At 36.6% G+C, this 12039-nt stretch carries 14 protein-coding genes and 2 tRNA genes; 1 reads left to right on the top strand and 15 read right to left on the bottom strand.

Annotated elements, in window-relative coordinates; all coding sequences use genetic code 11:
- Positions 1-142: 142 nt before the first annotated feature.
- From AB1397_02075 to fliP, 15 genes are all read right to left on the bottom strand, one after another.
- Positions 143-1333 (bottom strand): ATPase, T2SS/T4P/T4SS family, encoded by a 1191-nt coding sequence (locus tag AB1397_02075; GenBank protein MEW6481779.1) that lies wholly within the window; start codon positions 1331-1333, stop codon positions 143-145.
- Position 1334: 1 nt separating this feature from the next.
- A complete protein-coding gene (locus AB1397_02070; GenBank protein MEW6481778.1) occupies positions 1335-1808 on the bottom strand; it encodes a hypothetical protein in 474 nt (157 codons plus the stop codon).
- Positions 1795-2640, bottom strand: coding sequence for a glycine--tRNA ligase subunit alpha (locus tag AB1397_02065; protein ID MEW6481777.1), 846 nt, complete (start codon positions 2638-2640; stop codon positions 1795-1797). The genes AB1397_02070 and AB1397_02065 overlap by 14 nt, the downstream gene beginning before the upstream one ends.
- A 37-nt stretch (positions 2641-2677) precedes the next feature.
- Positions 2678-3019: a nucleotidyltransferase domain-containing protein gene (locus AB1397_02060; GenBank protein ID MEW6481776.1), complete on the bottom strand. Its 342-nt coding sequence runs from the start codon at positions 3017-3019 to the stop codon at positions 2678-2680.
- A 212-nt stretch (positions 3020-3231) separates the two neighbouring features.
- Positions 3232-3303: transfer RNA gene (locus AB1397_02055), tRNA-Val, on the bottom strand.
- Complete coding sequence (locus AB1397_02050; GenBank protein ID MEW6481775.1) at positions 3302-4420, bottom strand: NUDIX domain-containing protein; 1119 nt, start codon at positions 4418-4420, stop codon at positions 3302-3304. The genes AB1397_02055 and AB1397_02050 overlap by 2 nt, the downstream gene beginning before the upstream one ends.
- A 24-nt stretch (positions 4421-4444) precedes the next feature.
- Positions 4445-4516: transfer RNA gene (locus AB1397_02045), tRNA-Cys, on the bottom strand.
- A gap of 95 nt (positions 4517-4611) precedes the next feature.
- Positions 4612-4869, bottom strand: coding sequence for a hypothetical protein (locus AB1397_02040; GenBank protein MEW6481774.1), 258 nt, complete (start codon positions 4867-4869; stop codon positions 4612-4614).
- Positions 4870-4955: 86 nt separating this feature from the next.
- On the bottom strand, positions 4956-6083 hold the full coding sequence (locus AB1397_02035) for a hypothetical protein (GenBank protein MEW6481773.1): 1128 nt from the start codon (positions 6081-6083) through the stop codon (positions 4956-4958).
- Positions 6055-7170, bottom strand: a complete 1116-nt coding sequence (locus tag AB1397_02030; GenBank protein ID MEW6481772.1) for a tetratricopeptide repeat protein — start codon at positions 7168-7170, stop codon at positions 6055-6057. The genes AB1397_02035 and AB1397_02030 overlap by 29 nt, the downstream gene beginning before the upstream one ends.
- A 35-nt stretch (positions 7171-7205) precedes the next feature.
- Positions 7206-8693 (bottom strand): translation initiation factor IF-2, encoded by a 1488-nt coding sequence (gene infB / locus AB1397_02025; GenBank protein ID MEW6481771.1) that lies wholly within the window; start codon positions 8691-8693, stop codon positions 7206-7208.
- A gap of 340 nt (positions 8694-9033) precedes the next feature.
- A complete protein-coding gene (locus tag AB1397_02020) occupies positions 9034-9858 on the bottom strand; it encodes an HNH endonuclease (protein ID MEW6481770.1) in 825 nt (274 codons plus the stop codon).
- A 14-nt stretch (positions 9859-9872) separates the two neighbouring features.
- A complete protein-coding gene (fliR, locus tag AB1397_02015) occupies positions 9873-10640 on the bottom strand; it encodes a flagellar biosynthetic protein FliR (protein MEW6481769.1) in 768 nt (255 codons plus the stop codon).
- Positions 10641-10642: 2 nt separating this feature from the next.
- Positions 10643-10906 (bottom strand): flagellar biosynthesis protein FliQ, encoded by a 264-nt coding sequence (gene fliQ / locus AB1397_02010; protein ID MEW6481768.1) that lies wholly within the window; start codon positions 10904-10906, stop codon positions 10643-10645.
- A gap of 1 nt (position 10907) precedes the next feature.
- Complete coding sequence (fliP, locus tag AB1397_02005) at positions 10908-11636, bottom strand: flagellar type III secretion system pore protein FliP (GenBank protein ID MEW6481767.1); 729 nt, start codon at positions 11634-11636, stop codon at positions 10908-10910.
- A gap of 210 nt (positions 11637-11846) precedes the next feature.
- Here fliP and AB1397_02000 point away from each other — a divergent pair.
- Positions 11847-12039 (top strand): hypothetical protein (locus tag AB1397_02000; GenBank protein MEW6481766.1); only part of this gene is annotated, 193 nt, incomplete at its 3' end.

Here is a 12039-nt window from a genome sequence, read left to right as displayed (position 1 = left end):
TTATAAAACTTAACCTTCAATTCAAAATTCAAAATTTAGAATTCAAAATTTCTTAAAAGGTGGATGAATTTTTAAACAGATAAACACACACTATCTATTTTTGCACTAAGTGATGGAAGATACTATAGCTAAACATACGCCATTAAAACCCCTTTTCGCCAAATGCCTCTTCCCTTTTTTCTTCCCCTTTATCAAGTAAGCCAAATTTTCTCATTCTAAGGTCAAGGTCTACCCTGTTGTATGAAATGCTTAAAGCGGTTTTTCTCTCTATCTCCTTTCTCTTGTATCTATTAAACAAATCCTCATTAAGGCTTATTATCTCAGGAGACCTTGTCTTTCCATCCAAAGCCTCCTTCATCTCCATAAAATTCGCTCCCTTCTCAATTATATCAGCCACATAGGGCGTATTGGCAAGGATTTCACAGACAGGAATAAACCCTCCTCCTATTTTTGGAGCAAGTTGCTGAGAAATAAATGCCCTCATTATAGAGGCAACTTCCTTATATGCATCAGCCTTGCTTATGTTCTGCCTTAAGGTTACAATCCTCTCAATGGTCTGTATGGCATTCCTTGTATGCAAGGTTGCTAAAACAAGATGTCCTGTATTTGCGGCGGTTATTGCCTCTTCCATTTCATCCTTTCCCCTTATCTCTCCAAGCAAAATTACATTTGGGTGTTTTCTTAAAGAAGCAACAATCCCATCATAAAATGAGGGAACATCAATCCCAACCTGCTGCTGGATAACAATATCAGTAAAACCATCCTTTCCCTCTTTTGGTTTATGGACAAATTCAATAGGGTCTTCAATAGTAACAATGGAAAGAGACCTTGTATCCCTCATCTCTTTTATCATCGCAGAAAGGGTGGTTGATTTTCCAGAACCTGTAGGTCCTGTAACCAGGACCAATCCGTCTTTGGAAGAGCATACAATCTTAAGTCTTTCATAAATCTCAGGGGAAAAGGAAAGGTTATTAAGGGATGGAATTTTGGCTGGGATATATTTCATTACTATCCCAAGGTTTCCAAGGGTGGATGTAATATGAACCCTGAAATATGCCTTATCTTCTAATGAATAGCTTGTGTCCAACTCCCTCCTTCCAATGTGCTCCTTTTTTGTTATAAGGGAGATAATATTTGCTATATCTTCCGGGGTTAATATTGGGTATTTTTCTTTAAAATAAGCGTTTATTTCATAAAGGTTATGGTCTTTGGAATCCCTTAATATAGGATAATTATAAGAGACAAAATAAAGGTCTGGAAAGCCCCTTTCTGCTACGAGAGAAAGGATTGAATGGAATGCCTCTTCTTTATAAAACCCGCGATATTCTAACATATTATTCTAAAGAAAGCCATTTTTCTATTTCATCGGCAAGCTCATCCTTTATTTTGGGTTCTTTTTTCCCCTTTATCGCCTCAATAAACTCCCTTGTCTTTTCTTCTCCAAGATTATCAACCAGAGCCTTTAATCCAAGCTTAACAATATCTTTTTCCTCTTTTACTATCTCCTTTTCTTTCCCCTTTTCGGTAAAATCAGGGCAGGTAGAGCATTTTTTTATATCAAAGATGGGTTCCTTAAGCTTATCACAAACAGCCCTTTCAATCTTTATTTCTACCCTCCTTCCTCCCACGCCGAGTGCTGAAAAAACCTCATCCTTTCTTAAAGAAAATGCAAGATGACCACACCTTTTTTCAAAAAGGGGACAATGTGCCTTGCAGAGCTCTTTTGTTATTCTGGGAGAACCCCTTACTACCTTCTTGCAAATAAAATCACCCGATTCCTCTACCCCAAAAAATTCACATTCTTCCATTTTTAAGATATTTCCCTCCACATTCCCTTGCCAGGTTTCTTATTTTTTCAATGTAGTTTTTTCTCTCAGAAACGCTTATTAAACCCCTTGCATCTAAAATATTGAATATATGTGAGCATTTCAAAAGATAGTCATAGGCAGGAAGATATAACCCCTTTTTTAATAAATTAAAGGATTCCTTTTCATAAATTCCAAATAGCTCAAAGTGGCTATTGGAATCTGCCACTTTAAAGTTAAATTTAGAAAATTGAATCTCTCCTTCAAGATAAATATCTCCATATGTTGTGCCGTTGTTCCAGACAAGAGAAAATACATTATCCTTTTCTTGAAGGAACATTGCAATCCTCTCCAAACCATAGGTTATCTCACAGGATACAGGATGAAGAGAAAGGGATGCCATTTGCTGGAAGTATGTAAATTGGGTTATTTCCATTCCATCAAGCCAAACCTCCCATCCCAAGCCTCCTGCACCAAGTGTAGGAGATTCCCAATCATCCTCAACAAACCTTATATCGTGTAAATTAGGCTCTACACCAAGAGCGTTCAAGCTTTCAAGGTAGACATCCTGGATGTCATCAGGAACGGGTTTTATAATAACCTGAAATTGGTAGTAATGATAAAGCCTGTTTGGATTCTCTCCATACCTTCCATCGGTTGGCCTTCTGGATGCCTGAACATAGGCAATCCTCCAGGGTTTTTCTCCCAATACCCTGAAGAATGTCAGAGGGCTAAATGTCCCTGCCCCAACTTCAATGTCATAAGGTTGGGCTATTAAACATCCATAATCAGCCCAATATTTTTGAAGGTTAAAGATTATATCTTGAAAGGTCATTTTATTTTCTAGTGTTTGAATTACCTCAAAGCCTTTTTTATTCATAGAGAACCCTCCCTTTCATTCTCTCTATAAGAGATGATGGAATTTCTTCTTTTCTGATAAGGTGAATGCTTCTTGTGGTTCTTTTTTCAAAAAAAAGCCATGCATCAAGATATTTCTCCTTTGAAAGTCCAGATACCACAAAATCAAGGTCTGATTTTTGAGCAAAATTGCCTTTAGAAAAAGAGCCTATTAAAGAGAGGGATTTTATCTCGGGAAAGGTTTTTTTAAACTCTTTTGCTATTGCTGGAAGAGAATTTTTAAGAAGCCTTGCCTCATAACGGCTTGATTGCTCTCTTTTCTTAATAAATAACTCAAGACTTTCTATGGGTTTCATAATCCTCCCCTAAGGTCCGCTGGCTTCAAGCCCTTCTTTTTCCTCCTATCTCTTGCTTAAACTAGGCGCGAGCGGGCTTGGAGACAAAGGCTTTTCTAATGCCCTTTGCTCCCATAAGGTCGCAAAGATGCATAACAAAATCCTTTGCTCCCGGCCCTTCGCTTCGCTTCGGGCTTCAAGCCCTTCTTTTTCCTCCTATCTCTTGCTTAAACTAGGCGCGAGCGGGCTTGAACCGCTGACCCCTTGCGCGTCAAGCAAGTGCTCTCCCACTGAGCTACGCGCCTATCCCAATATCTCTTGATAAAGCCTTATTGCCTCCCTAATGTCTTCCTTAATACCTGGAATAAATTCATAAAGGTCTAATTCCTCAAGTAAAATCCATCTATATTCAACAAACTCTGCCTCATTGAGGATTACTTGGTCATCAAGATAATCTACAAATCTACATAAAAATTTTATCCCCGGAATAATAGCATCATTCTCTCTATCATCTATCTTATAACTACCAAATGCCTTTAATGGCTCAACAATTACACCAAACTCTTCCCTAAACTGCCTCTTTATAGCCTCTTCAAAATATTCCCTCCTATGCACTTGACCGCCACCACACTCCCAAAGTCCAGGATATAGCCTTCTTTTATTATTCCGTTTACCCACCAATATTTTTAATACATCCTCCCTTCTTACACAAACACCCGCTACATAAACCTCTATTTGATGAATCTCGTCTTCACGGGTAAGCGGATGAATTTGAGGAAGATGCACCTCATTAGAACACCAAACTTTCTTTCCAGCAAAAAAACCTTTTATTCCTGTTAATACTTCTTTCCTAAAACCACTTGCTTCTATTTTTTCTGTGTGTTTTAGCGTTGAGGTATAATCAATTATTATACCACAAGGTCTGGCAAAATCACAGTAGCGAGAGGTTAAATTAAGAAAATATTCCATATAATCAACCTCTTCACTTGGGTAGATTATTTCCTTTATAAAACCAACGCTCATTCCAATCCCAAGGCTTAATAAATCAAAATTAAAGCCTTCCTTGTTTAGCTCTTTTTTCTTTTTATCAAATTCATCCTTTAACATTTTAAGGCTGCTTATTACCTCATCAAATTCTTCTTCTCTATAATCTTTTATGATAAAAACACCATCACCAAGAAATTTTCTATAGTTTTTATCCCTTGGAAAGTATTTCTCTATAATTTTGTAGAAGCTATATAATAATATTTTTCGAAAATGGTCATTATTTCCTTCGAGATTGTTCCATTGGGAGAAATTTCTAATATCAACATAGATAACATAGCTTCTTACCCCTTTAATCTTGACTACAAGCATTTCATCTGTAGGGGTTATAGCATCCTTCTTCTGTATCTTAGCCTTTATACTGTAATCGTCTTTCATACTGTTTTTCTATATTTTTCTTTCAGGCGGCGAGCGGATTCGAACCGCTGAATAAAGGTTTTGCAGACCTCTGCCTTCCCACTTGGCTACACCGCCTTTAAATCGCTTCGCTTAATTGTAAATTTTAAATTACTAGATTTTAAATTGTAAAGTCTTTCCCAATTGAAAATCATAATTCAAAATTTCGTAAATTATTGCTTCAAGATCAACTCAACTTCAGCCTTTCCCATATTCATCATCTTTGCTATCTCTGCTATCTCAAATCCCTCATCCCTTAGCCTAAAGACCTCGGGAAATTTTTTGCTCTCCCTCTCTTTTGCCCTTTCATCAAGCTCCTTTAGGACATCCTTTGCTTCCTTTATTTTTTCCTCTAAAATGTCAATATTTCTTTGGGCAATTTGGTCAAAGGAGGCTATTAATCTCTCACCCTTTTCAAAGAAAGCCCTCATTTCATTTTTCTCCCCTTTCTTCTCCCGAATTCTTTGGATTATAAGAAAAAAAACAAGGAAGAGAAGAAGAAAGAAACAAAGATATATCACCTTTTGTTTCTAAATGAAAGAATAAGCTCTATTTCTCCTTTTCCAATCTTTGTCTTCTTGGCTATCTCCTCTACACTTAATCCATTATCAGCCAATTCATAGATGAGCTTGTTGATTTCCTCCCTTGTAGTTTTTTGAGGAGGGACAATTTCTTCCCTTTTCTTTGTCCGAATGACAGGCTCTTGTTCAAACATTGTTGCGGATGTTATAAGGGATTCAAGGCCTACAAGCCGTTTATAAACCTCATCTACCAATTCCCTTACCTCCCTATATCTTTTTTCAATTGTAGAAAGCCTTCCATCCTGTCTTTGTTCAAAGGAAGAAAGCATACTTTCATAAGAAAGCTTGTGTTTATTAAACTCATTTTGAAGGGGCATTATAAACTCTGTGGCTGTCTGCCTTGCGAGGTCTTTAAAATTTAAGCCCTTTAATGAAGAAAGATTATTTATCTCAACATCCAATTGGGCAATGGATTTTTTTATCCCTTGATATGCCAGGCCAAGCTCCCTTATTCTTGGTTCAAGAGAGAGAGAAACATCCTTTGCTATTTGGGAAAATACCTTTTCAGACCTTAATCCCTCGATAAATTCACCTGGCATCATCCTTTCTAACTGTGAAATCTGGGAGGAGACAATTTTTGATGATTGCTTTAAGTTTTTAAGCTCGTCTTCTATATCAGAGGGAGGAATGTGGAATAATGGCTTTTGTATCCTCCTTTCCCTTTTCATAAGATGGATAATTATTAGAAAAATAATGAGTATTCCAACCATAGAGGTTATTGTCAGGCTAAATATTATCCATAAGGGCCTTTTTTCCTCCTCTATTTGAGCATGCTCAAATATCTCAAAAGGCATTGTTTCTTCTACATATGTTTCGCTCCCTACCTCCCCTTTAGGCTCAGATATTTCTTCTCTTTTTTCTCTTCTCTCTTGCTGCTTCTCTCTTCTTTTTTCTGGCTTCTTAATCTCTTTCTTTTCTTTAACAATCGGCCTCTCTTCTATAACTTCCGGTTGAACAATTTCTTCTTTTTCCTTTAAAGAAAAGAGGTCTATCTTGGAATATACCAAAAGAGGAATAAGCAGAAGAAAAAGGACTTTACTTTTGAACCCTTCTTTTAGCTTCACGGATTTTCTCCTTAATCCCTCTTGCCGGAAATGGAAGAATTTTATCATCTGGTGTATAATCTGGAGAAAGCTCAAGGACAAGGCTAAATTCTAAAAGGCTATTTTTAAAATCACCCTTTTTATAATAGGCATCACCCAGATTATCGTGGAAGAATGCGATTAATGGCTCAAGCTCAACTGACTTCTTAAAATAGAAAATCGCCTCATCTATTCTATCAAGGTAATAATATGCCAGCCCCATATTGTTATGGGCATTTGATGCACCTGGAGAAAGAGAAATAGCATGCTTGTATTCAACAATAGCCTTTTCCAGTATGTCATAAGCCTTCTTTTCATTTTTTGTCTTAAGGTAATAAAACCCTCTAGCAAGAAGGGCATTTCCATACATAAAAAAGACATCTGGGGTATAAAGCCCAAATTCAATTGCCCTTCTATAATCTTCTACGGATACAAAATCAGAATCTATAGGATTTGTATAATCAGCAAGCTTAAAATAGGCATTTCCTCTGTAATAGTAAAACAAGGGGTTATTTGATTCCAAAGAAATAGCCTTTGTAAATGCATCCTTTGCAAAGTTGGGTTCGTCTTTAGAAAGCAAGGCACAGCCTAAAAAAAAATGAACCTCTGGCTCATCTGGTGCTAGCTCTGCTGCCTTTTTAAGGTAAAAAATGGCATCATCAAATTTTTCTAGCTTAATGTAGGTCTTCCCAAGGGAAAAATTTGCCTCAAAGTTTTCTTCTTCAATGGATAAAACATCTTTGTAAGATTTAGCTGCATTTTTATAATCCTCCTCCTCCATAAGAATCTGGGCAAGAAGAAGCCTGCTTTTTACATCCTCTAAAGAAAGGGAAGAGGCCTTTAAAAGGGCATCCTTTGCCTCTTTATTCATTTTTAGTCTATAATATGTCTTTCCAAGATAAAACCAAGAGAGAAAGCTTTCGGGAAATGCACTCGTTGCTTTTTTAAAATTAGAAAGGCTATCTTCTAAATTATTTTTGAAATAGCTATCTATCCCAAGGTTATAATATATATTTGTCTTACAAAAAAGAAGAGAGGGGATAAAAAGGAGAAGAAAAAATCTTTTCATTTTTTGTTTATTCTATCTTCTTAAATAAGACATTGTCAAGCCTTTTCTTCTTTTAGGGCAACATATGCCTCAAGAACATCACCCTCTTTAATATCAGAATAAGAAAGTCCTATTCCACAATCAAGACCAGCTTTAACAAAGGAAACATCCTCTTTAAATCGCTTAAGAGAAATGATTGAGGTTTCAGCAATCACCTCACCATCACGGATAATTTTTACCTTTGCACCACCCTCTATTTTTCCTCCCTCAACAAAACAACCGGCAATTAATTTCTTTTCAATCTTAAATATCTTCTTTACAATTGCCTTTCCAATTCCCTTAAGCTTTATTTTTGGAGCAAGTAACCCCAAAGCTGCCTTTTCTATCTCAGCTATTGCCTCATAGATAATATCATAGGTATATATCTTTACACCCTCTTTCTCAGCTAATGCTTTTATGGCAGATGAGGGCTTGATATGAAAACCAATGATTATCCCAGATGCTGCCTTTGCAAACATTATATCCTGCTCAAGGATACCTCCACAACCTGAATGGAGGATCTTTATCCCTACATTATTTAAAGGAAGCTCCTTTAAAGATGAGCATAGTGCCTCGCAGGTTCCAGAGACATCTGTCCTTATGATCAAAGGAAGCTCTTTAACCTCGCCTTCTTCAATTTTTTTAAAGAGGTCTTCCAGGCTAATCTTTGGCCTTTCAAATGCCACTTGAGCTTCTTTCTTTTTCTTTAAAATAATATCTGCCTCCTCCTTACTTATCACAGACAGTCTTTCTCCCGCCTTTGGAAGGGTTGAAAATCCTAATACCTCCACCGGCGTTCCCGCAGATGCCTCATTAAGCCTCATTCCCATATCGTCAATCATAGCCCGAACCCTGCCAATATTAGAGGAAACAGCAAATGTATCCCTTATCTTTAAAACGCCGTCTTGAACAATAACGCTTCCCACAGGACCTAGCCCCTTATCAATCCTTGACTCAATAATTGTTCCATAAGCCTTGTTTTTTGGGTTATAAGACAAAGAGAGCATTTCTGCTTGAAGGAGAATCATCTCAAGAAGGTTATCAAGCCCCCTTTTTTCTTTAGCGGATACCTCGCAAAAGATAACATCTCCTCCCCATTTTTCATCAACCAGACCATAATTTGCAACCTGTTGCCTTATTTTATCAGGATTTGAGGAAGGAAGGTCAATCTTGTTAACTGCTACAATAATTGGAACACTTGCTGCCTTGGCATGGTTTATTGCCTCAATTGTCTGAGGCATTACACCATCATCAGCTGCTATAACAAGGACAACAATGTCGGTAACCTTTGCTCCCCTTGCCCTCATTGCGGTAAATGCAGAATGGCCAGGTGTATCTATAAAGACAATTTCTCCATTTTTTGTCTTTATCTTATAAGCTCCAATATGTTGGGTTATGCCACCTACCTCTCCCTCTACAACCCTTGTATTCCTTATGGCATCAAGGAGAAGGGTTTTCCCATGGTCTACATGACCCATAATTGTAACAACCGGAGGTTTCTGCACAAAGGGTATTATAAATTGAAACCAGAAGCCTTTGCAAGCAAAATCATAGATTTATAGTATCTTCCATCACTTAGTGCAAAAATAGATAGGGTTGTGTTTATCTGTTAAAAATTCATCCACCTTTTAAGAAATTTTGAATTCTAAATTTTGAATTTTGAATTGAAGGTTTAAGTTTTATAAAATTTTTTCCCTTTTAATTCAAAATTCAACATTCAAAATTCATAATTTTATAAAGTTTTCCTTAAGATTATCTAAACCCATACATTTTGTAAAGCGTTATGGAATTAACTATAATTTTATAGTATCTTTCACATAAATGTTCAGAAATACTATGGAAATTTCAAAATGATTTTACCCTTCTTATCCTACGCCAGAATCCTCCCCTTCTTCCCGTTTTTCTGAAATAGCCAGGGATGCTTTTTCCACCGAATCTTGTATGTGGAGAAACCCAATATCTTTTATTTGCCTTAATATTCTCCATTATTAAGCTTGGATGTTGATAGTATTCCTGCTTTTTATGGCAGGCATAACAAAGGGTGATAAGGTTTTGTAAGCTATGTATTCCACCAAATGATATAGGCATTATATGATGTATATGTAACCTTGTGGTCTTTCCACAAATTCTGCATTTATGTCCATCACGGGTTAAACATTTATCCTGTCTTTCTTTCCAATCTGGTGGATAGCCCTTGAATTTAAGAAATTCTCCATCTAATTCCCCATCAAAAACAACATCAAGCATAGCCAATAGTGCATTAGGCTCTTTTCTTGGGACATCTGGAGGCTCTTGGCAAGGGATTTTTATTTTTAATAAAACCAGGTGAATAATAAAAAATGCCCCTGAGATTAAAAAACAAAAAATAGGGATAATTTTATTGGTTTTTCCAAAGAGAAAGAGGAAAAATGGGGTAAGGAGAAAAATTACTAAAAGATATAAACTTATCCAGGCAAATCCTTTAAGCCTCTGGCATTTAACCCATTTATCCTTATGTTTTAATTCCCAATCTTCCTTTTTTTCTTGATAGCTCTGATACTCAAGAAGAAATTTCTCTCCTCCCCTTTTGTCAAAATTATATCTACAAGGAAAACAGGTAAGACCCCTTAACCCCCTAATCGCAGGCTCATTACCTAAATCCCTTCCGCAATTATAACAAACCCTTTGCAATTAAAATTTACAATTCATAGGCTTCTTATAAGCTTATCTATATCGGAGAATAGCTCTTGAAATATAGAGGAGGAAACATTCCAAAGAAAAGGAAAGAGAAGGAAAAGAACAATCAGTCCAGAAAGAATGGTAATGGGAAAACCAAAGATCATAATGTTTATCAAAGGCGCTGCTTTCGAAAGAAGACCTAATGAAAGATTTACCAGGAATAATACACAAAGAAGGGGAAAGCTAATCTTAAGGGCTGTGGCAAACATCTTGCAAAACATCTCAATCGTAGAAGAAGAGAGAATTTTTGATGAGACTAGAGATAACCCTGTAACAAATTTGAATGAAGAAATTACAGCATAAAGGATTGTTTGTGGTCCATCTATTGTAATAAATACAAGGAGACCAAATAGCCCTAATAATTGCCCAATAACGGGTTGCTCTACCTCAGAGACCGGGTCAAAGACATTGCTTATGGCAAACCCCATTGAAACAGAATAGAATTCTGCTGAGAGGCTAAATAAAGAGACAATAAAAGAGGCAAAGAGTCCAATGGTAAGCCCAATAATAATCTCGGATATGGAGAGAATAGCATAGCTAATGATATTTGTTGGTGGTTGTGGAATAAAGGAAAGAACAGGAGGTGCTGCGGCAAGGGAAGTAAGGAGGCAGATGCTCACCCTTATTGGATAGTCTATATTTGGGCTTGAAAACAGAGGGGCTGTAATAAATATTCCAGATATTCTAAGGAATACAAGCAAGAATTTTTGGAATTCAGAAACTAAAACTTCCATTATTAAAGGGTTGAAATTATCTCAAACACCCTAGTTGTCCATCCTGCCATTGTTTTCCCCAGCCAGGCAGCACATAGCCCACCTGTAATAAGGACAGCCAAAATCTTTGGGACAAATGTTATGGTTTGCTCCTGAATGGAGGTTGCTGTTTGAAGGATGGAGATTATCAAACCAACAATGATTGATACAGCAAGCATAGGAAGGGAAAGGAGCAAGCAATAAAAAATAGCCTCTTGAAAAAGCTTGATTACGAATCCTTCTGTCATCTCAATGAAAACTCAAAACAAGCCTATGGATTAAAAGATTCCAGCCATCAACCATAACAAATAAAAGGATTTTAAATGGTAAGGAAATCATCGCAGGTGGAAGCATAATCATTCCCATAGACATAAGCACAGAGGCAACAATAATGTCGATAACCAAAAATGGCAGAAATAGCAATATTCCAATCTGAAAGGCAATGGAAATCTCAGATGTCATAAAGGCTGGGATAAGGGTTAGAATGGGAATATCCTCTGGCGTTCTTGGCCTTTCTAGGTTTGATATTTTTACAAACAAGGCCAGGTCTTTCTCCCTTGTCTGCCTTAACATAAAATCCTTTACCAGGATAGATGCCTCCTCCAATGCCTTTGTTCCTGTAATCTTTTTTTCCATATATGGCGTTAGGCTATTTTTGTTAATTTTATCCAAGGTGGGAGACATAATAAAAAATGTTAAAAACAGAGCAAGGGCTGTAATTACCTGCTGGGGAGGTGCTTGTTGGATTGCCAAAGCCTGTTTTACAAATGTAAGAACAATGACTATCCTTACAAATGATGTAACCATTATAATAATTGAAGGAACTAGAGCAAGGATGGTAAGGACAAATAAGATTTGAAGGCTCATTGCAACATCCTCTGGTTTTCCGGGGGCAATCCCTAAATTTATCTTTGGAATGGGAATGTCAGCACAAAATGAGGAAAAGGCAATAAAGAGAAAAAATAATACCTTTTTCATATCATAAATTAAATACCATTTTTCTATCTTTGTCAAGGTTTTTTACTTTGTTTGAATAATTAACCGTGGAAAAAAACTCCCCGACTGCTCATAAAATTGGCTTTTATGAAAGGTTTTTGATATAATATATTCTATGTATGTGGTTAGCTATCCTAATAAAAGTTACCTCTTATCTTCTGGTGCTCTGGTGCTAGTAGGTTGCCCTCTCTTATGAAGAATATAATTATCGCGATTATCCTTGGCTGGGGAGGGTTTGTTTTTTTTAAGTTTATCAATAACCACCAGAGCTTTATTTCTGATTTTAATTTTCTCCTTTCTGTTTTAAAGCCTATTTTTCTTCTTTTGCCCTTCATTTTTCTCTCTTATTCTTTGGGTTTTCTTTTTTTTAAGTTATTAGGTCTTA

The sequence above is a fragment of the bacterium genome, assembly GCA_040756715.1.
GTDB lineage: Bacteria > UBA9089 > UBA9088 > UBA9088 > UBA9088 > JBFLYE01.
The sequence above is the reverse complement of the archived record's forward strand: the minus strand, read 5'-3'. Positions and strand labels throughout refer to the sequence as shown.